23 protein-coding genes are annotated in these 25,293 nt (G+C 65.4%); all 23 read left to right on the top strand.

Annotated features, from left to right (window positions below; genetic code table 11):
• The first annotated feature begins 80 nt into the window (after positions 1–80).
• The 23 genes from AAG092_RS00205 (at position 81) to nuoN (ending at position 25,203) form a co-directional block, all read left to right on the top strand.
• Positions 81–542 carry an NUDIX hydrolase gene (locus tag AAG092_RS00205; protein ID WP_373388027.1) on the top strand — a complete coding sequence of 154 codons (462 nt, stop codon included), beginning with the start codon at positions 81–83 and terminating at the stop codon, positions 540–542.
• A 66-nt stretch (positions 543–608) separates the two neighbouring features.
• Complete coding sequence (gene mnmA / locus AAG092_RS00200; protein WP_373388026.1) at positions 609–1,727, top strand: tRNA 2-thiouridine(34) synthase MnmA; 1,119 nt, start codon at positions 609–611, stop codon at positions 1,725–1,727.
• Positions 1,724–2,344, top strand: a complete 621-nt coding sequence (gene hflD / locus AAG092_RS00195) for a high frequency lysogenization protein HflD (protein WP_373388025.1) — start codon at positions 1,724–1,726, stop codon at positions 2,342–2,344. The genes mnmA and hflD overlap by 4 nt, the downstream gene beginning before the upstream one ends.
• Before the next feature lies 1 nt (position 2,345).
• Entirely contained in the window at positions 2,346–3,215 is an 870-nt protein-coding gene (locus AAG092_RS00190; protein WP_203792133.1) for a DMT family transporter, read from the top strand.
• 76 nt (positions 3,216–3,291) lie between these two features.
• The gene (purB, locus tag AAG092_RS00185; RefSeq protein ID WP_373389540.1) at positions 3,292–4,662 is read left to right on the top strand and encodes an adenylosuccinate lyase; all 1,371 of its coding nucleotides are present in this window, start codon (positions 3,292–3,294) and stop codon (positions 4,660–4,662) included.
• 78 nt (positions 4,663–4,740) lie between these two features.
• Positions 4,741–5,907, top strand: coding sequence for a cupin domain-containing protein (locus AAG092_RS00180; RefSeq protein WP_110683595.1), 1,167 nt, complete (start codon positions 4,741–4,743; stop codon positions 5,905–5,907).
• The gene (locus tag AAG092_RS00175) at positions 5,900–6,325 is read left to right on the top strand and encodes a GNAT family N-acetyltransferase (RefSeq protein ID WP_373388024.1); all 426 of its coding nucleotides are present in this window, start codon (positions 5,900–5,902) and stop codon (positions 6,323–6,325) included. The genes AAG092_RS00180 and AAG092_RS00175 overlap by 8 nt, the downstream gene beginning before the upstream one ends.
• A gap of 9 nt (positions 6,326–6,334) precedes the next feature.
• On the top strand, positions 6,335–6,967 hold the full coding sequence (locus AAG092_RS00170; protein WP_373388023.1) for a histone acetyltransferase HPA2: 633 nt from the start codon (positions 6,335–6,337) through the stop codon (positions 6,965–6,967).
• Positions 6,964–7,773: a secretin N-terminal domain-containing protein gene (locus AAG092_RS00165; RefSeq protein WP_373388022.1), complete on the top strand. Its 810-nt coding sequence runs from the start codon at positions 6,964–6,966 to the stop codon at positions 7,771–7,773. The genes AAG092_RS00170 and AAG092_RS00165 overlap by 4 nt, the downstream gene beginning before the upstream one ends.
• 480 nt (positions 7,774–8,253) lie before the next feature.
• Complete coding sequence (locus tag AAG092_RS00160) at positions 8,254–9,849, top strand: isocitrate lyase (RefSeq protein ID WP_110683591.1); 1,596 nt, start codon at positions 8,254–8,256, stop codon at positions 9,847–9,849.
• Positions 9,850–10,346: 497 nt separating this feature from the next.
• The gene (locus AAG092_RS00155) at positions 10,347–10,760 is read left to right on the top strand and encodes an NADH-quinone oxidoreductase subunit A (RefSeq protein WP_110683590.1); all 414 of its coding nucleotides are present in this window, start codon (positions 10,347–10,349) and stop codon (positions 10,758–10,760) included.
• Positions 10,761–10,770: 10 nt separating this feature from the next.
• Positions 10,771–11,448 carry an NADH-quinone oxidoreductase subunit B family protein gene (locus tag AAG092_RS00150; protein ID WP_110683589.1) on the top strand — a complete coding sequence of 226 codons (678 nt, stop codon included), beginning with the start codon at positions 10,771–10,773 and terminating at the stop codon, positions 11,446–11,448.
• 55 nt (positions 11,449–11,503) lie between these two features.
• Positions 11,504–13,285: an NADH-quinone oxidoreductase subunit C/D gene (gene nuoC / locus AAG092_RS00145; protein ID WP_373388021.1), complete on the top strand. Its 1,782-nt coding sequence runs from the start codon at positions 11,504–11,506 to the stop codon at positions 13,283–13,285.
• 4 nt (positions 13,286–13,289) lie between these two features.
• Positions 13,290–13,790 (top strand): NADH-quinone oxidoreductase subunit NuoE, encoded by a 501-nt coding sequence (gene nuoE / locus AAG092_RS00140; protein WP_373388020.1) that lies wholly within the window; start codon positions 13,290–13,292, stop codon positions 13,788–13,790.
• Complete coding sequence (gene nuoF, locus AAG092_RS00135; protein WP_373388019.1) at positions 13,787–15,136, top strand: NADH-quinone oxidoreductase subunit NuoF; 1,350 nt, start codon at positions 13,787–13,789, stop codon at positions 15,134–15,136. Before nuoE ends, nuoF begins: the two co-directional genes overlap by 4 nt.
• Before the next feature lie 78 nt (positions 15,137–15,214).
• Positions 15,215–17,953: an NADH-quinone oxidoreductase subunit NuoG gene (gene nuoG / locus AAG092_RS00130; RefSeq protein WP_373388018.1), complete on the top strand. Its 2,739-nt coding sequence runs from the start codon at positions 15,215–15,217 to the stop codon at positions 17,951–17,953.
• Positions 17,950–18,942 (top strand): NADH-quinone oxidoreductase subunit NuoH, encoded by a 993-nt coding sequence (gene nuoH, locus AAG092_RS00125; RefSeq protein ID WP_110683584.1) that lies wholly within the window; start codon positions 17,950–17,952, stop codon positions 18,940–18,942. Before nuoG ends, nuoH begins: the two co-directional genes overlap by 4 nt.
• 12 nt (positions 18,943–18,954) lie before the next feature.
• On the top strand, positions 18,955–19,503 hold the full coding sequence (nuoI, locus tag AAG092_RS00120; protein ID WP_110683583.1) for an NADH-quinone oxidoreductase subunit NuoI: 549 nt from the start codon (positions 18,955–18,957) through the stop codon (positions 19,501–19,503).
• 10 nt (positions 19,504–19,513) lie between these two features.
• Positions 19,514–20,023, top strand: a complete 510-nt coding sequence (nuoJ, locus tag AAG092_RS00115; RefSeq protein ID WP_373388017.1) for an NADH-quinone oxidoreductase subunit J — start codon at positions 19,514–19,516, stop codon at positions 20,021–20,023.
• On the top strand, positions 20,020–20,328 hold the full coding sequence (gene nuoK, locus AAG092_RS00110) for an NADH-quinone oxidoreductase subunit NuoK (RefSeq protein ID WP_061904554.1): 309 nt from the start codon (positions 20,020–20,022) through the stop codon (positions 20,326–20,328). The genes nuoJ and nuoK overlap by 4 nt, the downstream gene beginning before the upstream one ends.
• Entirely contained in the window at positions 20,325–22,172 is a 1,848-nt protein-coding gene (gene nuoL, locus AAG092_RS00105) for an NADH-quinone oxidoreductase subunit L (protein ID WP_373388016.1), read from the top strand. Before nuoK ends, nuoL begins: the two co-directional genes overlap by 4 nt.
• A 13-nt stretch (positions 22,173–22,185) precedes the next feature.
• The gene (gene nuoM / locus AAG092_RS00100) at positions 22,186–23,715 is read left to right on the top strand and encodes an NADH-quinone oxidoreductase subunit M (RefSeq protein ID WP_373388015.1); all 1,530 of its coding nucleotides are present in this window, start codon (positions 22,186–22,188) and stop codon (positions 23,713–23,715) included.
• 9 nt (positions 23,716–23,724) lie between these two features.
• Positions 23,725–25,203 (top strand): NADH-quinone oxidoreductase subunit NuoN, encoded by a 1,479-nt coding sequence (nuoN, locus tag AAG092_RS00095; RefSeq protein ID WP_373388014.1) that lies wholly within the window; start codon positions 23,725–23,727, stop codon positions 25,201–25,203.
• Positions 25,204–25,293: the final 90 nt, after the last annotated feature.

Below are 25,293 nucleotides of genomic sequence, written 5' to 3'. Positions count from 1 at the left end.
AATCCTAGCAGCTTGGCTCCAGATTGCTTCGATCCAAGCCTCGGCCAATAGTTGCCGCAGACTCGCGGAGGTTCATTGCAATGCGTTTCACCCCACACGTCACCGTTGCCACCGTGGTCGAGGACCAGGGCCGCTTCCTTCTGGTCGAGGAGCTGGCCGGCGGCCAGGCGGTATTAAACCAGCCTGCCGGCCACCTGGAAGCCGACGAAAGTCTCATCGCCGCAGCCCTGCGCGAGACGCTAGAGGAAACCGGCTGGGAAGTTGAGCTGACCGCAGTCACCGGCATCTACCTGTACACCGCGCCGAGCAACGGCGTGACCTACCAGCGTGTGTGCTTCGCCGCCAGGCCGCTGCGCCACCTGCCGGAGGCGCCACTGGACGAAGGCATCCTCGGCCCGCGCTGGCTGACCCGCGAGGAACTGGCCGCCCAGCCAGAGCGCTGGCGCAGCGAACTGGTGCTGCGCTGCATCGACGACTACCTGGCAGGCGAGCGCCACCCGCTCAGCCTGATCCGCGACCCGGGCGATCGCGGCCCGGCCTGATTCGCCGAGCAGCGCCCGCTCCTGATAGAATCGCAAGCTTTCCGCAGTCACCCTGTCCCGATCCCCATGCGCGAACCAGCCAATACCCGAGTGATAGTCGGCATGTCCGGCGGCGTCGACTCCTCCGTTTCCGCCCTCCTGCTGCTCGAACAGGGCTACCAGGTCGAGGGCCTGTTCATGAAGAACTGGGAAGAGGACGACGGCACCGAATATTGCACCGCCATGACCGACCTGGCCGACGCCCAGGCCGTGTGCGACCGCATCGGCATCAAGCTGCACACCGCCAACTTCGCTGCCGAGTACTGGGACAACGTGTTCGAGCACTTCCTCGCCGAATACAAGGCCGGGCGCACGCCGAACCCGGACATCCTGTGCAACCGCGAGATCAAGTTCAAAGCCTTCCTCGACTACGCCCTGTCGCTCGGTGCCGACCTGATCGCCACCGGCCACTATGTGCGCCGCCGCGATGTCGACGGCCGTAGCGAGCTGCTCAAGGGCCTCGACCCGAACAAGGACCAGAGCTACTTCCTGCACGCCGTCGGCGGCGAGCAGATCGGCCGCACCCTGTTCCCGGTCGGCGAACTGGAGAAGCCGCAGGTGCGCGCCATCGCCGAGAAGTACCAGCTGGCCACGGCCAAGAAGAAGGACTCGACCGGCATCTGCTTCATCGGCGAGCGCCGCTTCAGCGACTTCCTCAAGCAGTACCTGCCGGCCCAGCCGGGTGATATCGAGACCACCGAGGGCCAGGTGATCGGCCGCCATGTCGGCCTGATGTACCACACCATCGGCCAGCGCCAGGGCCTGGGCATCGGCGGCATGAAGAACGCCGGCGACGAGCCCTGGTATGTGCTGCACAAGGACCTGACCCGTAACGTGCTGATCGTCGGCCAGGGCAACGACCACCCCTGGCTGTTCTCCCGCGCCCTGCTCGCCTCGGACATCTACTGGGTCAACCCGGTCGACCTGTCCAGCCCACGCCGCCTCACTGCCAAGGTGCGCTATCGCCAGGCCGACCAGAGCTGCACCCTGGAGAAAACCGCAAACGGCTACCGTGCCCTGTTCGACGAGCCGCAGCGCGCAGTCACCCCGGGCCAGTCCGTGGTGTTCTACGACGGCGAGGTTTGCCTCGGTGGTGGCGTGATCGAAGTCGCCGAACCCTGTGTCGAGGGAGCGCCGCGCGCATGAGTCCGACCCAGGAACAGCTGCTGGCCCTCTCCGCCGTGTTCCAGGCCGCCAGCCTGGTGGACAAGCTGGCGCGTACCGGCCAGATCAGCGACGCCCAGGTCGGCTGCCTGCTCGGCAGCCTGCTGGTGCGCGACCCGAAGAGTACCCTGGAGGTCTACGGCGGCGACGACCTCAACCTGCGGGAAGGCTACAAGGCCCTGGTCGGCGCCCTGGAGCGCAATCCGGCCAGCCTGCAACGCGAACCGCTGCGCTACGCCCTGGCCCTGCTCGGCCTAGAGCGCCAGCTGGCCAAGCGCGACGACCTGCTGCAAGTGATCGGCAATCGCCTGGACCAGATCCAGAACCAGGTCGAACACTTCGGTCTGACCCACGACAACGTGGTGTCCGCCTGTGGCGCGCTGTACCAGGACACCATCAGCACCTTCCGCCAGCGCATCCAGGTGCATGGCGACATGCGCTTCCTGCAACAGCCGGCGGTCGCGGCCAAGGTGCGCGCCCTGCTGCTCACCGGCATCCGCTCCGCGCGCCTGTGGCGCCAGCTCGGCGGCCATCGCTGGCAGCTGGTGTTCAGCCGCGGCAAGCTGCTCAAGGAACTCTACCCGCTGCTGCGAGGCTGAGGTGAGCATCCCCAGCCGCAGCGTGAAGCCGGTACAGGGTGCCCTGCTGCTGGCGCTCTCCGCCCTGCTGTTCTCGCTGATGGGCGTGGGCATCCGCGAAGTCTCCAGCGGGGTCAACAACGAGTCGGTGGTGTTCTTCCGCAACCTGGTCGGCGTGCTGTTCTTCCTGCCGCTGCTGCTGCTCAAGGGCGCCGCGCCACTGAAGACCGGCCGCATCAGGTCGCACCTGTGGCGCACCGGCTACGGGCTGGCGGCGATGTACTGCTTCTTCTATGCCATCGCCCACCTGCCGCTGGCCGACGCCATGCTCTTCACCTACTCGGCGCCGGTGTTCACCCCGGTGCTGGCCTGGTGGCTGCTCAAGGAGCCGCTGACCAAGCGCATGCTCATCACCACCGGCATCGGCCTGGTCGGCGTGCTGCTGGTGGCCAAGCCCAGCCAGGCATTGCTCGACAGCCAGGCGCTGGTCGGCCTGGCGGCCAGCATCCTGGCTGCCTTCGCCTTCGTCTCCATCCGCGAGATGAGCGACAGCGAGCCGGCCTTCCGCATCGTCTTCTACTTCTCGCTGTTCAGCGCGCTGATCTCCGCGGTGCCGCTGACCTGGGCCTGGCAGCCGCTGGATTCGCACCAGCTCGGCCTGCTGCTGGTGATCGGCCTGCTCGCCACGGTCAGCCAGATCGTCATGTCCAAGGCCTACGGCCTAGCCCCGCCCGGACTGATCGGCCCCTTCGCCTACCTCGCCATTGTCTTCGCCGGCGTCATCGCCTGGCTGCGCTGGGGCGAGATGCCGGACCTCAGCTCGCTGATCGGCGCCGCGCTGATCTTCGCCTCCAGCCTGCTGTCCATCGCCCGCCGCCCGGCCGCCCGCTAATCGGGCGGGCCAGCACGGGCGACTTCATGTATGATGTGCGCCCTTTTCGTTGACCGACCTGTCCGAGAACGCCTCCATGCAGCTCTCCTCGCTCACCGCGGTTTCCCCCGTCGATGGCCGCTACGCCGGCAAAACCAGCGCCCTGCGCCCGATCTTCAGCGAATACGGCCTGATCCGCTTCCGCGTCATGGTCGAAGTCCGCTGGCTGCAGCGCCTGGCCGCCCATGAAGGCGTCGCCGAAGTGGCCCCCTTCTCCGCCGAAGCCAACACCCTGCTCGACGAGCTGGCCGAGAACTTCGCCATCGAACACGCCGAGCGCGTGAAAGAGATCGAGCGCACCACCAACCACGACGTCAAGGCCGTGGAGTACCTGCTCAAGGAGCAGGCCGCCAAGCTGCCGGAACTGGCCAAGGTCAGCGAATTCATCCACTTCGCCTGCACCAGCGAGGACATCAACAACCTGTCCCACGCCCTGATGCTGCGTGAGGGCCGCGACAACGTGCTGCTGCCGCTGATGAAGCAGATCGCCGGCGCCATCCGCGAGCTGGCCGTCAAGTTCGCCGGCGTGCCGATGCTGTCGCGCACCCACGGCCAGCCGGCCTCGCCGACCACCCTGGGCAAGGAACTGGCCAACGTCGTCTACCGCCTGGAGCGGCAGATCGCCCAGGTGGCCGCCGTGCCGCTGCTGGGCAAGATCAACGGTGCCGTGGGCAACTACAACGCCCACCTGTCCGCCTACCCGCAGATCGACTGGGAGGCCAACGCCAAGCAGTTCATCGAAGGCGACCTGGGCCTGCAGTGGAACCCCTACACCACGCAGATCGAGCCGCACGACTACATCGCCGAGCTGTTCGACGCCATCGCCCGCTTCAACACCATCCTCATCGACTTCGACCGCGACGTGTGGGGCTACATCTCCCTCGGCTACTTCAAGCAGAAGACCGTGGCCGGTGAGATCGGCTCCTCGACCATGCCGCACAAGGTCAACCCGATCGACTTCGAGAACTCCGAAGGCAACCTGGGCATCGCCAACGCGATCTTCCAGCACCTGGCCAGCAAGCTGCCAATCTCGCGCTGGCAGCGCGACCTGACCGACTCCACCGTGCTGCGCAACCTCGGCGTCGGCTTCGCCCACAGCGTCATCGCCTACGAAGCCAGCCTCAAGGGCATCGGCAAGCTGGAGCTGAACGAGGCACGCATCGCCGAAGACCTGGACGCCTGCTGGGAAGTCCTGGCCGAGCCGATCCAGACCGTGATGCGCCGCTACGCCATCGAGAATCCCTACGAGAAGCTCAAGGAGCTGACCCGCGGCAAGGGCATCAGCCCCGAGGCGCTGCTCACCTTCATCGATGGCCTGGACATGCCGGCAGCCGCCAAGGAGGAACTCAAAGAGCTCACCCCGGCGCGCTACATCGGCAACGCCGTCGCCCAGGCCAAGCGCATCTGAGCGCCACCAGCCTCTCCAACGCCCGGCTGAGCCGGGCGTTTTTGTTTTAGCCATTTCACTTCTTTCAAGGGCTTAGCCATGAATCCTGATACTCCTCTGCAGCTGCTGGGCGGCCTTACTCCTCGCGAGTTCCTGCGTGACTACTGGCAGCAGAAGCCCCTGCTGGTGCGCCAGGCCATCCCCGGCTTCGAGAGCCCGATCAGCGCCGACGAGCTGGCCGGCCTGGCCCTGGAAGAGGAAGTCGAGTCGCGCCTGGTGCTGGAGCACGGCGCCCACCCCTGGGAGCTGCGCCGCGGCCCCTTCGCCGAAGACACCTTCAGCCAGCTGCCGGAGCGCGACTGGACCCTGCTGGTGCAGGCCGTCGACCAGTTCGTCCCGGAAGTGGCCGAAGTGCTCAAGGACTTCGGCTTCCTGCCCAGCTGGCGTATCGACGACCTGATGATCAGCTTCGCCGCGCCGGGCGGCAGCGTCGGCCCGCATTTCGACAACTACGACGTATTCCTGCTGCAGGCCGAAGGCCAGCGCCGCTGGAAGATCGGCCAGATGTGCGATGCCGACAGCAAACTGCTGGCGCACGCCGACCTGCGCATCCTCGCCGACTTCGAGCAGACCGACGAATGGGTACTGGAGCCCGGCGACATGCTCTACCTGCCGCCGCGCCTGGCCCACTACGGCATCGCCGAGGATGACTGCATGACCTACTCGGTGGGCTTCCGCGCCCCCAGCGCCGCCGAGGTACTGACCCACTTCACCGACTTCCTCGCCCAGTTCCTGCCGGACGAGGAGCGCTACAGCGACGCCGGCATGGCGCCGACCAGCGACCCGCATCAGATCCAGCAGGATGCCCTCGACCGCCTCAAAGCGCTGCTGACCGAGCACATGAGCGACGAGCGCCTGCTGCTGACCTGGTTCGGCCAGTTCATGACCGAGCCGCGCTACCCGGAGCTGGTCAACGGCCCGGAAATCGAGGAGCAGGACTTCCTCGCCGCCCTCGAAGACGGCGCCGTGCTGGTACGCAACCCCAGCGCACGCCTGGCCTGGAGCGAAGTGGACGTCGGCCTGGTGCTGTTCGCCAGCGGCCAGAGCCGCCTGCTGCCGGCCCACCTCAAGGAGCTGCTGCGCCTGATCTGCGCTGCCGATGCCCTGCACGCCGACAACCTGGCGCCTTGGTTGGCGGACGAGGACGGGCGTACACTTGTGCGCGAACTGGTCCAGCAAGGAAGTTTGGAGTTTGCTGATGAGTGAGATCCACGTCCGCCTCGCCCACTGGCAGAAGGACAACGCCGACCTGCGGCGCATCCGCGAAGCAGTCTTCATCGCCGAGCAGGCCGTGCCGGCGGAACTGGAATGGGATGACGAGGACAGCGAGGCCGTGCACTTCCTCGCCCTCGAAGGCGATTACCCGATCGGCACCGCGCGCCTGCTGGCCGACGGGCAGATCGGCCGGGTTTCGGTGCTCAAGGACTGGCGCGGCCTGAAGGTCGGCGATGCCCTGATGCAGGCCGCCATCGCCGCCGCCGAGCAGCGCGGCCAGCGGGTGCAGAAGCTCAGCGCCCAGGTCCACGCCGCCGCCTTCTACGAGCGGCTGGGCTTTCGCATCGAAGGCGACGAGTACCTCGAAGCGGGTATCCCCCACGTACTGATGGTGCGCCATAGCGACTAGGACCACAGCATGAGCGAAGAAAACGCCCCGATCGACGCGAACGAACCGGAACTGCCGGCCATCGATTTCCAGTCGCCGGGGCGTTTTGCCGTGCACAACCCGGACAACCAGCCCGGTATCACCGCGGAACCCCGCGAGCCAGCGCCCTTCGTGCTCGGCAGCCACGTCGACCTGGAGCGCTTCAGCAGACCGGAACAGGCCCAGGCGCACGCCCTGGCCCTGCTGCTGCAAGCCCGGCAGAACCTGTGCCTGTACAGCCCGGACCTGGAAGCCTGGCTGTACAGCCACAGCAGCGTGCAGCAGGCCTGCACCCAGTTCCTCCTGGCCAGCCCGAAGAATCGCCTGCGCATCCTGGTGCGCGATGTCGGCAAGCCGGTTCGCCAGGGCCACCGCCTGCTCAACCTGGCCCGGCGCATCACCAGCAACCTGCATATCCGCCGGATCAACCCGGACCATCCGGCCGACGAATGTGCCTACCTGCTGGCCGACGACCGTGGCCTGCTGCTGCGCGAGCAGCCCGAGCAGTACGCCGGCTATGCCCTGTACAACGATCCCGGCCGCGTGCGCCAGCGCCAGGCGCAGTTCGACCAGGCCTGGGATCTCAGCCTTCTCGACCCCGACCTGCGGAGTTTCCTGCTATGAGCCTGCGCCACTGCCTGCTCGCCCTGCTGCTCGGCCTCAGCCTGCCTCTACAGGCCGCCACCGAGCTGATCCAGCTCAACTACCGCAGCGCCGACGAGGTCCTGCCACTGGTGCAGGCCGCACTCGATGGCCAGGGCAAGGCCAGTAGCTATGGCAACCAGCTGCTGATCAATGCCGCGCCGGAGAAGATCGCCGAGATCCGCGACCTGCTCGGCCAACTGGACAAGGCCCCGCGCCGCCTGTTGATCAGCGTGGACACCAGCGAGCAGAGCCTGGAGGACCGCGACGGCTATCGCGTCGATGGCAGTGCCAGCGCCGGCGACGTCGAAGTGATCGCCGGGCGTGGCGAAGTCCAGGGCCGCGACCAGGTGCGCATCATTCGCCGCTCGACCAGCAGCAACAGCGGCGGCACCCAGCAGGTGCAGGCCACCGAGGGCTACCCGGCGCTGATCCAGGTGGGCCAGAGCGTGCCCCTGACCAGCACCAGCGTCGGCCCCTACGGCCAGGTCTACCAGAACACCGAGTATCGCAACGTCACCCAGGGCTTCTACGTCACCGCCACCCTGAGCGGCGACAGGGTCCACCTGAACATCAGCGCCAACAACGACAGGGTGAACCCCTATCAGCCGGGCGTGATCGATGTGCAGAGCACCGACACCCGGGTCAGCGGTCGCCTGGGCGAATGGATCCCCCTCGGCGGCGTCAGCCAGCAGAGCCAGGGCGATGACTCCGGCTTCCTGCGCCGCCACTCCACCCGCGGCAGCAACGACATGAGCATGCGCATCAGGGTCGAGGCACTCGACTAAAGTCGCCTCGCCATTCATGTAGTTGCTCAAAAAAAGCACTACAAAATGATTGACGAACGCCCGTTTGAAAGCGCATCATGGCCTCGCTCCCGCTAGCCAGGGGCTCTCTTGCAGAGCCTCCAGATCGATCCCGTACCACCATTCGGGGCGGTCCGTGTTCTAACAGCCCACAAGGCGTTTCAACGAGGTTGCGACTGGAACGAAAGTTGTCCTGAGGGACGGGGAAGCCTAAGCGTTATCAGCCAGACCGCCTGACCAGAGAACCTGCACCGCCCAACGGCATCCACGAGCCGGTAAGCCGCAGTCACTGTTCGCCCGGACTGTCTTGTTTCGTCCTCTCCTCCCCCTCCGCTGCACACTCGTCCCCGTCAATATCTCGAAGTTCCGCCCTGTGTCGCCCGCAACACTGCAGCTTTTTTGCACGTTGGTTTTGGGTGGGAAGTCGGTGCTCAACCAAACTCATACTTTGAAGGATTGACCATGTCAGCTTATCAAAACGACATCAAAGCCGTTGCCGCTCTGAAAGAAGCCGCAGGCAGCAGCTGGAGCGCGATCAACCCTGAGTCCGTCGCTCGCATGCGCGCTCAGAACCGCTTCAAGACCGGTCTGGAAATCGCCCAGTACACCGCTGACATCATGCGCAAAGACATGGCCGAGTACGACGCCGACTCGTCCAAGTACACCCAGTCCCTGGGTTGCTGGCACGGCTTCATCGGTCAGCAGAAGCTGATCGCCATCAAGAAGCACCTGGGCACCACCAACAAGCGCTACCTGTACCTGTCCGGCTGGATGGTCGCCGCCCTGCGCTCCGACTTCGGCCCGCTGCCGGACCAGTCCATGCACGAGAAGACTGCCGTTTCCGACCTGATCGAAGAGCTGTACACCTTCCTGCGCCAGGCTGACAGCCGCGAACTGGACCTGCTGTTCACCGCCCTGGACGCTGCTCGCGCTGCCGGCGACAACGCCAAGGCCGCCGAGATCCAGAACCAGATCGACAACTACGAGACCCACATCGTCCCGATCATCGCCGACATCGACGCCGGCTTCGGCAACCCGGAAGCCACCTACCTGCTGGCCAAGCGCATGATCGAAGCCGGCGCCTGCTGCATCCAGATCGAGAACCAGGTTTCCGACGAGAAGCAGTGCGGCCACCAGGACGGCAAAGTGACCGTTCCGCACGCCGACTTCCTCGCCAAGATCGCTGCCGTTCGCTACGCCTTCCTGGAACTGGGTATCGACAACGGCGTGATCGTTGCTCGTACCGACTCCCTGGGTGCCGGCCTGACCAAGCAGATCGCCGTAACCAAAGAGCCGGGCGACCTGGGCGACCAGTACAACTCCTTCCTGGACTGCGAAGAAGTGTCCGCTGCCGAACTGAAGAACGGCGACGTCGTAATCAACCGCGGTGGCAAACTGCTGCGTCCGAAGCGCCTGCCGTCCAACCTGTTCCAGTTCCGCGCTGGCACCGGCGAAGACCGCTGCGTCCTGGACTGCATCACCAGCCTGCAGAACGGCGCCGACCTGCTGTGGATCGAAACCGAGAAGCCGCACGTTGGCCAGATCAAGGGCATGGTTGACCGCATCCGCCAGGTCATCCCGAACGCCAAGCTGGTTTACAACAACAGCCCGTCCTTCAACTGGACCCTGAACTTCCGCCAGCAGGTATTCGATGCCATGGTTGCCGAAGGCAAGGACGTCTCCGCCTACGACCGCGCCAAGCTGATGAGCGTCGAGTACGACGAGACCGAACTGGCTCAGATCGCTGACGAGAAGATCCGTACCTTCCAGCGTGACGGTTCCGCCCACGCCGGCATCTTCCACCACCTGATCACCCTGCCGACCTACCACACCGCCGCACTGTCGACCGACAACCTGGCCAAGGGCTACTTCGCCGACCAGGGCATGCTGGCCTACGTGAAAGGCGTGCAGCGTCAGGAACTGCGCCAGGGTATCGCCTGCGTCAAGCACCAGAACATGGCTGGCTCCGACATCGGCGACAACCACAAGGAGTACTTCGCTGGCGAAGCTGCTCTGAAGGCCAGCGGTAAAGACAACACCATGAACCAGTTCCACTAATAGGAACCGGCTCTGCGGCCCAAGCCGCAGGTGTTATCAGACGAAGCCCCGGCAGCGATGCCGGGGCTTCGTCGCATTCACGACTACAGAAAGCCCTGCCTCAGCCGCATCTACCCCATCGCCAGCGATACGCCATGCACTCCTTCGCTTATACCTTTCAGCGAAAACAGCATCTGCTGGACAATTAAGCGCCCGTAATAAAACACTGCGATCCGCTCAAGCATCAATTAATAGGGCGACTGTAAACAATTACCGACAGACTCTTTCAGAAAAGCGTCATGCCCGCCTAAGACCAAAGCCGCAGGACCGCCTGCAGCCCGCACCAGACGGCCACCTGCAGCATCAGATGGCGGCAAGGCGTTCATTTTTTTATTCGGAAAAATTTACTTACCTCGCGCAGCCGGCATAAAATTGCCGACACACTACTTCGCGGAGCCGCTTCCATTGGCGGCTGCGATCATTAAAAGAAGCCGTCCCTTTACCCAAGGAGTACCGGCATGCCTGATGCGGTATCGACCATGTCCCATAACTGGGCCTTCGCTGTATTCCTGCTCGGAGTCTTCGGACTCATCGCCTTCATGCTCGGCCTGTCCAGCCTGCTCGGCAGCAAGGCCTGGGGACGCAGCAAGAACGACCCGTTCGAGTCCGGCATGCTCCCGGTCGGCAGCGCGCGCCTGCGCCTCTCGGCAAAGTTCTATCTGGTCGCGATGCTCTTCGTGATCTTCGACGTTGAAGCCCTCTTTCTCTTCGCTTGGGCGGTCTCGGTGCGCGAAAGCGGCTGGGCCGGCCTGATCGAAGCTACAGTTTTCATAGCAATTCTGTTGGCTGGTCTTGTCTATCTTTGGCGTATCGGTGCGCTCGACTGGGCACCCGAAGGCCGTCGCAATCGGCAGGCGAAGCTAAAACAATGAGGCTTTGGCGATGCAATACAAACTTACTCGGATCGATCCGGATGCGCCTAACGAGCAGTATCCGATCGGCTCGCGGGAGACCGTAGCCGACCCGCTGCTGGAAGATCAGGTCCACAAGAACATCTTCATGGGCAAGCTCGAAGATGTGCTCAACGGTGCGGTGAACTGGGGGCGCAAGAACTCCCTGTGGCCGTACAACTTCGGTTTGTCCTGCTGCTACGTGGAAATGACCACGGCCTTCACCGCGCCGCACGACATTGCTCGTTTCGGCGCCGAAGTCATTCGTGCGTCACCGCGCCAAGCCGACTTCATGGTTATCGCCGGTACCTGCTTCATCAAGATGGCGCCGATCATCCAGCGTCTCTACGAGCAGATGCTGGAACCCAAGTGGGTCATCTCCATGGGTTCGTGCGCCAACTCCGGCGGCATGTACGACATCTATTCTGTGGTCCAGGGGGTCGACAAGTTCCTCCCGGTGGACGTCTATATTCCCGGCTGCCCGCCCCGCCCCGAGGCATTCCTGCAAGGCCTGATGCTGTTGCAGGAGTCCATCGGCCAGGAGCGCCGACCGCTGTCCTGGGTCGTCGGCGACCAAGGTATCTACCGTGCCGAAATGCCGTCGCAGAAGGAGCAGCGTCGCGCCGAGCGCATCGCCGTGACCAATCTGCGCAGCCCCGACGAAGTGTGAGCCGGCGCCCGCGCCCGCTCACTGATGCCGTATACCGCCGATAGCGACCGAGACCATGACTGCAGACAGCATTCTGTCCGTTCCACCCTACAAGGCCGATGACCAGGACGTGGTCGTCGAACTGAACTCCCGTTTCGGTGCCGAGACCTTCACCGTCCAGAGCACCCGCACCGGCATGCCGGTGCTGTGGGTCGCCCGTGATCGCCTGATCAACGTGCTGACCTTCCTGCGCAACCTGCCGCGCCCCTATGTCATGCTGTACGACCTGCATGGCGTCGACGAGCGCCTGCGCACCCAGCGCCGCGGCCTGCCGGGCGCAGACTTCAGCGTGTTCTATCACCTGATGTCGATCGAGCGTAACAGCGACATCATGATCAAGGTCGCCTTGAAAGAAGGCGATCTCAACGTGCCGACCGTCACCGGCATCTGGCCCAACGCCAACTGGTACGAGCGTGAGGTCTGGGACCTCTACGGAATCACCTTCCAGGGCCACCCGCACCTGACCCGCATCATGATGCCGCCGACCTGGGAAGGTCACCCGCTGCGCAAGGACTACCCGGCGCGCGCCACCGAATTCGATCCGTTCAGCCTGACCCTGGCCAAGCAGCAGCTGGAAGAGGAAGCCGCGCGCTTCAAGCCGGAAGACTGGGGCATGAAGCGCCATGGCGAGCACGAGGACTACATGTTCCTCAACCTCGGCCCCAACCACCCCTCCGCCCATGGTGCCTTCCGCATCATCCTGCAGCTGGACGGCGAGGAGATCATCGACTGCGTCCCGGACATCGGTTACCACCACCGTGGCGCCGAGAAGATGGCCGAGCGCCAGTCCTGGCACAGTTTCATCCCCTACACCGACCGCATCGACTACCTCGGCGGGGTGATGAACAACCTGCCTTACGTGCTGGCCGTGGAGAAGCTGGCCGGGATCAAGGTGCCGGACCGCGTCGACTTCATCCGCGTGATGCTCGCCGAGTTCTTCCGCATCACCAGCCACCTGCTGTTCCTCGGTACCTATATCCAGGACGTCGGCGCCATGACTCCGGTGTTCTTCACCTTCACCGACCGCCAGCGCGCCTACAAGGTGATCGAGGCCATCACCGGCTTCCGCCTGCACCCGGCCTGGTACCGCATCGGCGGCGTCGCCCACGACCTGCCACGTGGCTGGGACAAGCTGGTCAAGGAATTCGTCGACTGGCTGCCCAAGCGCCTCGACGAGTACACCAAGGCCGCCCTGAAGAACAGCATCCTGATCGGTCGTACCAAGGGCGTGGCCCAGTACAACACCAAGGAAGCGCTGGAATGGGGCGTCACCGGCGCCGGCCTGCGCTCCACCGGCCTGGACTTCGACCTGCGCAAGGCACGCCCCTACTCCGGCTACCAGAACTTCGAGTTCGAAGTGCCGCTGGCCCACAACGGTGACGCCTACGACCGCTGCATGGTCCGCGTCGAGGAGATGCGCCAGAGCATCCGCATCATCGACCAGTGCCTGCGCAACATGCCGGAAGGCCCGTACAAGGCGGATCACCCGCTGACTACGCCGCCGCCGAAAGAGCGCACCCTGCAGCACATCGAGACCCTGATCACCCACTTCCTGCAAGTCTCCTGGGGCCCGGTCATGCCGGCCAACGAGAGCTTCCAGATGATCGAGGCGACCAAGGGCATAAACAGCTACTACCTGACCAGCGACGGCAGCACCATGAGCTACCGCACGCGCATCCGGACGCCCAGCTTCGCGCACCTGCAGCAGATCCCCTCGGTGATCCGCGGCAGCATGATCGCGGACCTGATCGCCTACCTGGGTAGCATCGATTTCGTTATGGCCGACGTGGACCGCTAATCACATGAGCCAGACCAACCTGATCCAGACCGACCGCTTCGAACTCAGCCAGGCCGAGCACGACGCCATCGAACACGAAATGCACCACTACGAGGACCCGCGCGCGGCGTCCATCGAAGCGCTGAAGATCGTGCAGAAGCAGCGTGGCTGGGTGCCGGACGGCGCCATCTACGCCATCGCCGACATCCTCGGCATTCCCGCCAGCGACGTCGAGGGCGTGGCCACCTTCTACAGCCAGATCTTCCGCGTGCCGGTGGGTCGCCACATCATCCGCGTGTGCGACAGCATGACCTGCTTCATCGGCGGCCACGAGAACCTGCTCGGCAGCCTCAAGGACAAGCTGGGCATCGTCCCCGGCCAGACCACCGCCGACGGCCGCTTCACCCTGCTGCCGGTGTGCTGCCTGGGCAACTGCGACAAGGCCCCGGCGGTGATGATCGACGACGACACCTACGGCAACCTCGATGCCGACGGCATCGCCCAGCTGCTGGAGTCCTACGCATGAAGACCCTCACCTCCGTCGGCCCGATCAACCGCATCGCCCGCAGCGAAGAAACCCATCCGCTGACCTGGCGCCTGCGTGACGACGCCCAACCGGTGTGGCTGGAGGAATACCAGGCAAAGAACGGCTACGCCGCCGCGCGCAAGGCCCTGAGCGAAATGGCCCAGGCCGACATCGTGCAGACGGTCAAGGACTCCGGCCTCAAGGGCCGCGGCGGTGCGGGCTTCCCCACCGGCGTGAAGTGGGGCCTGATGCCGGCCGACGAATCCATGAACATCCGCTACCTGCTGTGCAACGCGGACGAAATGGAGCCCAACACCTGGAAGGATCGCCTGCTCATGGAGCAGCTGCCGCACCTGCTGGTGGAAGGCATGCTGATCTCCGCGCGCGCGCTCAAGGCCTACCGCGGCTACATCTTCCTGCGCGGCGAGTACGTCGACGCGGCGGCCAACCTCAATCGCGCCATCGCCGAGGCCAAGGCCGCCGGCCTGCTGGGCAAGAACATCCTCGGCAGCGGCTTCGACTTCGAGCTGTTCGTCCACACCGGTGCAGGGCGCTATATCTGCGGTGAAGAAACCGCGCTGATCAACTCCCTGGAAGGTCGCCGCGCCAACCCGCGCTCCAAGCCGCCCTTCCCCGCCGCCGTCGGCGTGTGGGGCAAGCCGACCTGCGTGAACAACGTCGAGACCCTGTGCAACGTGCCGGCGATCGTCGCCAACGGCGTCGACTGGTACAAGACCCTGGCCCGCCCGGGCAGCGAAGACATGGGCACCAAGCTGATGGGCTTCTCCGGCAAGGTGAAGAACCCCGGCCTGTGGGAGCTGCCGTTCGGCATCCCGGCCCGCGAGCTGTTCGAGGACTACGCCGGCGGCATGCGCGACGGTTACAAGCTGAAGTGCTGGCAGCCCGGCGGCGCCGGTACCGGTTTCCTGCTGCCCGAGCACCTGGATGCAGCGATGTTCGCCGGCGGCATCGCCAAGGTCGGCACCCGCATGGGTACCGGCCTGGCCCTGGCCGTGGATGACTCGGTCAACATGGTCTCGCTGCTGCGCAACATGGAAGAGTTCTTCGCCCGCGAGTCCTGCGGCTGGTGCACCCCGTGCCGCGACGGCCTGCCGTGGAGCGTGAAGATCCTCCGCGCGCTGGAGCGTGGCCAGGGCACCCAGCAGGACATCGACACCCTGCTGCAGCTGGTGAACTTCCTCGGCCCAGGCAAGACCTTCTGCGCCCACGCACCGGGTGCCGTCGAGCCGCTGGGCAGTGCGATCAAGTACTTCCGTCCGGAGTTCGAGGCTGGCGTGTCCAGCAGCGCCGCTCCGGCCGCCGCGGCGCAGTTCGCCCCGGCCTGAAGAATTCGCGCGGGCCAGCCCGCGCACCGTGATTCCATTAGCCAAGCCCGTTTCGACGGGTAAGAAGAAACCTGAACCATGGCCACTATCCACGTAGACGGCAAAGATTTCGAAGTCGATGGTGCGGACAACCTGCTGCAGGCCTGTCTGTCCCTCGGTCTCGACATCCCCTACTTCTGCTGGCACCCGGCGCTGGGCAGCGTCGGCGCCTGCCGCCAGTGCGCGGTGAAGCAGTACACCGACGAGAACGACAAGCGCGGCCGCCTGGTCATGTCCTGCATGACGCCGGCGACCGACAACACCTGGATCAGCATCGACGACGAGGAGGCCAAGCAGTTCCGCGCCAGCGTCGTCGAGTGGCTGATGACCAACCACCCGCACGACTGCCCGGTGTGCGAGGAAGGCGGTCACTGCCACCTGCAGGACATGACGGTGATGACCGGCCACAACCAGCGCCGGTACCGCTTCACCAAGCGTACCCACCAGAACCAGCAGCTCGGCCCGTTCATATCCCACGAGATGAACCGCTGCATCGCCTGCTACCGCTGCGTGCGCTACTACAAGGACTACGCCGGCGGCACCGACCTGGGCGTCTACGGCGCACACGACAACGTGTACTTCGGCCGCGTCGAGGACGGCGTGCTGGAGAGCGAATTCTCCGGCAACCTCACCGAGGTCTGCCCTACCGGCGTGTTCACCGACAAGACCCACTCCGAGCGCTACAACCGCAAGTGGGACATGCAGTTCGCCCCGAGCATCTGCCATGGCTGCTCCAGCGGCTGCAACATCAGCCCCGGCGAACGCTACGGCGAGATCCGCCGCATCGAGAACCGCTTCAACGGCTCGGTGAACCACTACTTCCTGTGTGACCGCGGCCGCTTCGGCTACGGCTACACCAACCGTGACGACCGTCCGCGCCAGCCGCTGCTGGGCAGCCAGAAGCTCGGCATCGACGCCGCGCTGGACAAGGCCGCCGAGCTGCTCAAGGGCAAGCGTGTGATCGGCATCGGCTCGCCGCGCGCCAGCCTGGAAAGCAACCACGCCCTGCGCGAGCTGGTCGGCGAGGCCAACTTCTACAGCGGCATCGGCGCCGTCGAGCTGGACAACCTGCGCCTGATCCGCGACGTGCTGCAGAACGGTCCGCTGCCGGTGCCGTCGATCCGCGAGATCGAAGACCACGACGCCGTGTTCGTTCTCGGCGAGGATCTGACCCAGACCGCCGCGCGCATCGCCCTGGCCCTGCGCCAGTCGGTCAAGGGCAAGGCCACCGAAATCGCCGCCTCGATGAAGATCCAGGACTGGCACATGGCTGCGGTGCAGAACGTCGCTCAAGACGCGCTGAATCCGCTGTTTATCGCCAGCGTCGACGCCACCCGCCTGGATGACGTGGCTGAAGCCTGTGTGCACGCAGCCCCGGCCGACTTGGCGCGCATCGGCTTCGCCGTGGCCCACGCCATCGACCCGAGCGCCCCCGCGGTGACCGGCCTGGACAGCGAAGCCATGGAACTGGTGCAGCTGATCGCCGAGGCCCTGCTGGCTGGCAAGCGTCCGCTGATCGTCAGCGGCGCCTCGCTGGGCGAGAAGAGCATCATCGAGGCTGCGGCCAACATCGCCCAGGCCCTGAAGAACCGCGAGAAGAACGCCTCCATCAGCCTGGTGGTGCCGGAAGCCAACAGCATGGGCCTGGCACTGCTTCTGGGTGAAGAGTTCGGTGGGAAGTCGGTCGACGCCGCACTGGAAGCCCTGACCGCAGGCAAAGCCGACGCCGTGGTGGTGCTGGAGAACGACCTGTATCGCCGCGCCGATGCCGCCAAGGTCGATGCCGCCCTGGCCGCCGCCAAGGCAGTGATAGTCGCCGACCACCAGCAGACCGCGACCGTGGCCCGCGCCCACCTGGTGCTGTCCGCCGCCAGCTTCGCCGAAGGCGATGGCACCCTGGTCAGCCAGGAAGGCCGCGCCCAGCGCTTCTTCCAGGTGTTCGAGCCGAGCTACTACGACAGCAACATCCTGGTGCGCGAGGGCTGGCGCTGGATGCACGCGCTGCACAGCACCCTGCAGGGCAAGGCCGTGGACTGGACCCAGCTGGATCAGGTCACCGAGGCCGTTGCTGCCAGCAGCTCCGTGCTGGCCGCGATCAAGGACGCCGCGCCGAGCGCCTCGTTCCGCATCAAGGGCCTCAAGCTGGCGCGCGAGCCGCACCGCTACAGCGGCCGTACCGCCATGCGCGCCAACATCAGCGTGCACGAGCCGCGCCAGCCGCAGGACCAGGACAGCGCCTTCGCCTTCTCCATGGAAGGCTACGCCGGCAGTGCCGAGCCGCGTCAGCAGGTGCCGTTCGCCTGGTCGCCGGGCTGGAACTCGCCGCAGGCCTGGAACAAGTTCCAGGACGAAGTCGGCGGCCATCTGCGCGCCGGTGATCCGGGCGTACGTCTGATCGAGTCGCAGGGCAAAACCCTGGCCTGGTTTGCCGTACCGGGCGCCTTCGCCCCGGCCCAGGGCACCTGGCAGGTGGTGCCGATGCACCACCTGTTCGGCAGCGAGGAGAACTCGTCGCGCGCAGCTCCCGTGCAGGAGCGCATCCAGCCCGCCTACGTCGCCCTGGCCAAGGCCGAGGCCGAGCGCCTGGGCGCGGGCGACGGCGCGCTGCTCAGCCTCAACGTCAACGGCCAGGCCCTGCGCCTGCCGGTGAAGGTCAGCGAAGACCTGGCCCTGGGCCTGGTCGGCCTGCCGGCCGGTTTCGCTGGCATTCCGGCGGCCCTCGCCGGCGCCACTGCAACCGCTCTCGGTCTTGTAGGAACCCAGGAGGCCGCGCAATGAGCTGGCTGACGCCCGAACTGATCGACGTGCTGGTCGCCGTCCTCAAGGCCATCGTCATCCTGCTGGTGGTGGTGGTCTGCGGCGCTCTGCTGAGCTTCGTCGAACGTCGCCTGCTCGGCTGGTGGCAGGACCGCTACGGCCCCAACCGCGTGGGCCCGTTCGGCATGTTCCAGATCGCCGCCGACATGATCAAGATGTTCTTCAAGGAGGACTGGACGCCGCCGTTCGCCGACAAGTTCATCTTCATGATCGCGCCGATGATCGCCTTCGCCGCCATGCTGATGGCCTTCGCGATCATCCCGGTCACCCCGACCTGGGGCGTGGCGGACCTGAACATCGGCATCCTGTTCTTCTTCGCCATGGCCGGCCTGTCGGTCTACGCCGTGCTGTTCGCCGGCTGGTCCAGCGCCAACAAGTACGCCCTGCTCGGCAGCCTGCGCGCCTCGGCGCAGACCATCTCCTACGAGGTGTTCCTGGCCCTGGCGCTGATGGGCGTGGTGGCACAGGTCGGCTCGTTCAACCTGCGCGATATCGTCGACTACCAGGCCGAAAACCTGTGGTTCATCATTCCGCAGTTCTTCGGCTTCTGTACCTTCTTCATCGCCGGCGTGGCCGTGACTCACCGTCACCCGTTCGACCAGCCGGAAGCGGAGCAGGAGCTGGCCGACGGTTACCACATCGAATATGCCGGTATGAAATGGGGCATGTTCTTCGTCGGCGAGTACATCGGCATCGTGACCATCTCGGCCCTGCTGGTGACCCTGTTCTTCGGCGGCTGGCACGGCCCGTTCGGCATCCTGCCGCAGATCCCGTTCTTCTGGTTCGCCCTGAAGACCTGCTTCTTCATCATGATCTTCATCCTGCTGCGCGCCTCTATCCCGCGCCCGCGGTATGACCAGGTCATGGCGTTCAGCTGGAAGTTCTGCCTGCCGCTGACCCTGATCAACCTGCTGGTGACCGGCGCGCTCGTGCTGGCCGCGGCCCAGTAAGGAGAAACACTCATGTTCAAGTACATCTGGGACGTGGTGCACGGCACCTGGACCCAACTGCGCAGCCTGGTGATGATCTTCGGCCACGGCTTCCGCAAGCGCGACACCCTGCAATACCCGGAAGAGCCGGTGTACCTGCCGCCGCGCTACCGCGGCCGCATCGTGCTGACCCGCGACCCCGACGGCGAGGAACGCTGCGTGGCCTGCAACCTGTGCGCCGTGGCCTGCCCGGTCGGCTGCATCTCGCTGCAGAAGGCCGAGACCGAGGACGGTCGCTGGTACCCGGAGTTCTTCCGCATCAACTTCTCGCGCTGCATCTTCTGCGGCCTGTGCGAGGAAGCTTGCCCGACCACCGCAATCCAGCTCACCCCGGACTTCGAGATGGGCGAGTTCAAGCGCCAGGACCTGGTCTACGAGAAGGAAGACCTGCTGATCAGCGGGCCGGGCAAGAACCCGGACTACAACTTCTACCGGGTGTCCGGCATGGCCATCGCCGGCAAGCCGAAAGGCGCCGCGCAGAGCGAAGCCGAACCGATCAACGTCAAAGGCCTGCTGCCCTGAGGAGAGGATGATGGAGTTTGCTTTCTACCTCGCCGCGGGTGTCGCCGTGGCCTCTACTGTGATGGTCATTACCGGGACCAACCCGGTACATGCCCTGCTCAACCTGATCGTTTCCCTGCTGGCCGTGGCCTGCACGTTCTTCGCCCTGGGTGCGCCGTTTGCCGGCGCCCTGGAAATCATCGTCTACGCCGGCGCCATCATGGTGCTGTTCGTCTTCGTGGTGATGATGCTCAACCTCGGCCAGGAAGCCGTAGAGCAGGAGAAGAAGTGGCTCAAGCCCGGCATCTGGACCGGTCCGGCCATCCTCTCCGCCCTGTTGCTGGCGCAGCTGCTGTACGCCCTGTTCGCCACCCCGAGCGGTGCCGCCATCGGCCTTGAAACCGTCGATGCCAAGGCCGTCGGCATCAGCCTGTTCGGCCCCTACCTGCTGGTGGTCGAGCTGGCCTCCATGCTGCTGCTCGCCGCCCTGGTCGCCGCCTACCACCTGGGCCGCCACGAAGCCAAGGAGCCCACCGCATGAATGCCATTCCCCTGGAACACGGCCTGGCGCTGGCCGCCGTGCTGTTCAGCCTGGGCCTGATCGGCCTGATGGTGCGCCGCAACATCCTCTTCGTGCTGATGAGCCTGGAAGTGATGATGAACGCCACCGCCCTCGCCTTCGTCGTCGCCGGCAGCCGCTGGGTGCAGCCTGACGGCCAGGTGATGTTCATTCTGGTGATCACCCTGGCAGCCGCCGAGGCCAGCATTGGCCTGGCGATCCTGCTGCAGCTGTATCGCCGCTTCCACACCCTCGATGTCGACGCTGCCAGCGAGATGCGCGGATGAACCTTCTATTCCTTACCCTGCTCTTCCCGCTGCTCGGCTGGTTCCTGCTGGCCTTCTCCCGCGGGCGACTCTCGGAAAACACCGCCGCCCTGATCGGCGTCGGCTCGGTCGGCCTGGCCGCCCTGAGTGCCGCCTGGGTCATCCTGCAATTCCTCAGCCTGCCGGCGGGTGGCGTCTACACCCAGACGCTGTGGCAGTGGATGAACGTCGGCAACCTGGCGCCGAGCTTCACTCTGCACCTGGACGGCCTGTCGGCCACCATGCTCGGCGTGGTCACCGGCGTCGGCTTCCTGATCCACCTGTTCGCCAGCTGGTACATGCGCGGTGAAGAGGGCTACTCGCGCTTCTTCGCCTACACCAACCTGTTCATCTTCAGCATGTTGCTGCTGGTACTCGGCGACAACCTGCTGGTGCTGTTCTTCGGCTGGGAAGGCGTGGGCCTGTGCTCGTACCTGCTGATCGGCTTCTATTACAAGCACGTGCCCAACGGTAACGCGGCGCTCAAGGCGTTCATCGTCACCCGCATCGGCGACGTGTTCCTGATGATTGGCCTGTTCCTGCTGTTCCTCAACCTCGGCACCCTGAACATCCAGGAGCTGATGGTGCTGGCGCCGCAGAAGTACGTGGCCGGTGATACCTGGCTGTGGGTCGCCACCCTGATGCTGCTCGGCGGTGCGGTGGGCAAATCCGCCCAGCTGCCGCTGCAGACCTGGCTGGCCGACGCGATGGCCGGTCCGACCCCGGTCTCCGCACTCATTCACGCCGCCACCATGGTGACCGCGGGCGTGTACCTGATCGCCCGTACCCACGGCCTGTTCCTGCTGACCCCCGAGATTCTCGAGCTGGTCGGCATAGTCGGCGCCGTGACCCTGGTGCTGGCCGGTTTCGCCGCCCTGGTACAGACCGACATCAAGCGCATACTCGCCTACTCGACCATGAGCCAGATCGGCTACATGTTCCTCGCCCTCGGCGTGCAGGCCTGGGATGCGGCGATCTTCCACCTGATGACCCACGCTTTCTTCAAGGCCTTGCTGTTCCTCGCCTCCGGTGCGGTGATCCATGCCTGCCACCACGAGCAGAACATCTTCAAGATGGGCGGCCTGTGGAAGAAGCTGCCGCTGGCCTACGCCAGCTTCGTCGTCGGTGGCGCCGCCCTGGCCGCGCTGCCGCTGGTCACCGCCGGCTTCTACTCGAAGGACGAGATCCTCTGGGAAGCCTTCGCCAGTGGTCACAGCGAGCTGCTCTACGCGGGTCTGGCAGGTGCCTTCCTGACCTCGATCTACACCTTCCGCCTGATCTTCATCGCCTTCCATGGCGAGCAGAAGACCGAGGCCCATGCCGGTCACGGCCTGGCCCACAACCTGCCGCTGGCCACTCTGATCGTGCTCTCGACCTTCGTCGGCGCGCTGATCACCCCGCCGCTGGCCGGTGTGCTGCCGCAGAGCATCGGTCACGCCGGTGGCGAGGCCAAGCACGGCCTGGAGATCGCCTCGGGCGCCATTGCCCTGGCCGGTATCCTCCTGGCCGCAATGCTGTTCCTCGGCAAGCGCACCTTCGCCACGACCGTTGCACAGAGCGCTCCGGGCCGCTTCCTGTCGGCCTGGTGGTTCGCCGCCTGGGGCTTCGACTGGCTCTACGACAAGCTGTTCGTCCAGCCCTACCTGCTGATCTGCCGTCTGCTCGGTCGCGATCCGATCGACCTGAGCATCGGCCTGGTGCCGCGCCTGGCCCGTGGCGGCAACGCCCTGCTGGCCCGCAGCCAGACCGGCCAGGTGCGCTGGTACGCCACTTCGATCGCCGGGGGTGCCGTGCTGGTACTCGCCGCCCTCCTCTTTCTGAGTTAAGGAAAACAGCCTGATGATTCTCCCCTGGCTAATCCTGATTCCCTTCATCGGTGGCCTGCTGTGCTGGCAGACCGAGCGCTTTGGCAACACGCTGCCGCGCTGGATCGCCCTGCTGACCATGGGCCTGCTGTTCGGCCTCGGCCTGTGGCTGTGGGCCAGCGCCGACTTCAGCCTGGCCCCGGCCCCCGGCGCCGAGCTGGCCTGGGCCGCCGAGTTCCAGGTGCAGTGGATCGAGCGTCTCGGCATCAGCATCCACCTCGGCCTCGACGGCCTGTCGGTGCTGATGATCGTCCTCACCGGCCTGCTCGGCGTGCTGTCGGTGCTGTGCTCGTGGAACGAAATCCAGAACCGCGTCGGATTCTTCCACCTCAACCTGATGTGGATCCTCGGCGGCGTGGTCGGCGTGTTCCTCGCCATCGACCTGTTCCTGTTCTTCTTCTTCTGGGAAATGATGCTGGTGCCGATGTACTTCCTCATCGCGCTCTGGGGTCATAGCGGCAGCAAGGGTCACTCGCGGATCAACGCCGCCACCAAGTTCTTCATCTTCACCCAGGCCAGCGGCCTGATCATGCTGGTGGCGATCCTCGCCCTGGTGCTGATCAACTACAACGTCACCGGCGTGCTCACCTTCAACTACGAAGACCTGCTCAAGACCCAGCTGCCCGCCGGTACCGAGTACCTGCTGATGCTCGGCTTCTTCGCCGCCTTCGCCGTGAAGTTCCCGGTAGTGCCGGTGCACTCCTGGCTGCCGGACGCCCACGCCCAGGCCCCGACTGCCGGCTCCGTGGACCTCGCCGGCATCCTGCTGAAAACCGCCGCCTACGGCCTGATGCGCTTCGCCCTGCCGCTCTTCCCCAACGCCTCGGCCGAGTTCGCGCCGATCGCCATGTGGCTGGGTGTGTTCGCCATCGCCTACGGCGCCTTCCTGTCGTTCGCGCAGACCGACATCAAGCGCCTGGTGGCCTACTCCAGCGTTTCGCACATGGGCTTCGTGCTGATCGCCATCTACTCCGGCAGCCACATCGCCCTGCAGGGCGCCGTGGTGCAGATGATGGCGCACGGCCTGTCCGCTGCGGCGCTGTTCATCCTCTGCGGCCAGCTCTACGAGCGCCTGCACACCCGTGACATGCGCGAGATGGGCGGTATCTGGGCCCGTCTGCCCTGGCTGCCGGCGGTGAGCCTGTTCTTCGCCGCCGCGGCGCTCGGCCTGCCGGGCACCGGCAACTTCGTCGGCGAATTCCTGATCCTGATCGGCAGCTTCCCGGCCGCGCCCTGGGTCGTGGTCCTGGCCGCCTGCGGCCTGGTGCTGGGCTCGGTCTACTCGCTGGCGATGATCCACCGCGCCTACTTCGGCCCGGCCAAGTCCGATGCCCCGCTGCAGGCCCTCAAGGCCCGCGAGCTGTACATGGTGCTGGGCCTGGCGGTGCTGCTGATCCTGCTCGGCGTCTACCCGCAGCCGGTGCTCGACACCTCCGCGGCCAGCATGCACGGCGTGCAGCAATGGTTCAGCGGCGCCCTCACTCAACTCGCTTCGGTCCGGTAATCACGCGCTATGGAACTGACGACTCAACACTTCATCGCGCTGCTGCCGCTGCTGGTCACCAGCGCCACCATCATCGTGGTGATGCTGGCCATCGCCTGGAAACGCAACCACGCCATGGCCTTCATCCTCTCGGTGCTGGGCCTCAATCTGGCCCTGCTGTCGCTGATCCCGGCCGTGGAGGTGACGCCGCTGCAGGTCACCCCGCTGCTGCTGGTGGACAAGTTCGCCTGCTACTACATGGCCCTGGTGCTGGCCGCCACCCTGGCCTGCACCACCCTGGTCCACGCCTACCTGGGCGGCGAATCGGGCAAGCAGGGCTACCCGGGCAACCGCGAAGAGCTGTACCTGCTGATTCTGCTGTCCGGCCTGGGCGGCCTGGTACTGGTCAGCGCGCAGCACCTGGCCGGCCTGTTCATCGGCCTGGAACTGCTGTCGGTGCCGACCTACGGCATGATCGCCTACGCCTTCTTCAACAAGCGCTCGCTGGAAGCCGGCATCAAGTACATGGTGCTGTCCGCCGCTGGTAGCGCCTTCCTGCTGTTCGGCATGGCCCTGCTGTATGCCGAGTCGGGCAGCCTGAGCTTCGCTGGTATCGGCGACAAACTCGCTACGGACGGCCTGCCCAGCCTGATCGCCCAGATCGGCATCGGCATGATGCTGATCGGCCTGGCCTTCAAGCTGTCGCTGGTACCCTTCCACCTGTGGACCCCGGACGTCTACGAAGGCGCCCCGGCACCGGTCGCCGCCTTCCTGGCCACCGCCAGCAAGGTCGCCGTGTTCGCCGTGCTGCTGCGCCTGTACCAGGGGTCGCCGGTCACCACCGGCGGCTGGCTGAGCGACCTGCTCAGCCTGCTGGCCATCGCCTCGATCCTGTTCGGTAACCTGCTGGCGCTGCTGCAGAACAACCTCAAGCGCCTGCTCGGCTACTCCTCGATAGCCCACTTCGGCTACCTGCTGATCGCCCTGATCGCCAGCAAGGGGCTGGCCGTGGAGGCCATCGGCGTGTACCTGGCCACCTACGTGCTGACCACGCTGGGTGCCTTCGGCGTGATCACCCTGATGTCCACGCCCTACAGCGGCCGCGATGCCGATGCCCTGTACGAGTACCGCGGCCTGTTCTGGCGCCGCCCGTACCTGACCGCCGTGCTCACCGTGATGATGCTGTCGCTGGCCGGCATCCCGCTCACCGCCGGCTTCATCGGCAAGTTCTACGTGGTCGCCGCCGGTGTCGAGTCGCAACAGTGGCTGCTGCTGGGCACCCTGATCCTGGGTAGCGCCATCGGCGTGTTCTACTACCTGCGGGTCATGGTCACCCTGTTCCTGCAGGAGCCCAACCTCAAGCGCCACGACGCGCCGTTCAACTGGGGCCAGCGCGCCGGTGGCATCATGCTGCTGTTCGTCGCCCTGCTCGCCTTCTTCCTCGGTGTCTACCCGCAGCCGCTGCTGGAACTGGTGCAGCAGGCCGGACTGGTGGCAGTCGTCCACTGAGCGCCGCCAGCACACAAAGACCCCGGCCCCGGCCGGGTTCTTTCTGCCCCTCGTTTTATTGAGCGTGGCTAGACCTATCCGCGACAGGTG

Origin of the sequence: Pseudomonas alcaligenes, from assembly GCF_041729615.1 — a bacterium.
Lineage (GTDB): Bacteria > Pseudomonadota > Gammaproteobacteria > Pseudomonadales > Pseudomonadaceae > Aquipseudomonas > Aquipseudomonas alcaligenes_B.
The sequence above is the reverse complement of the archived record's forward strand: the minus strand, read 5'-3'. Positions and strand labels throughout refer to the sequence as shown.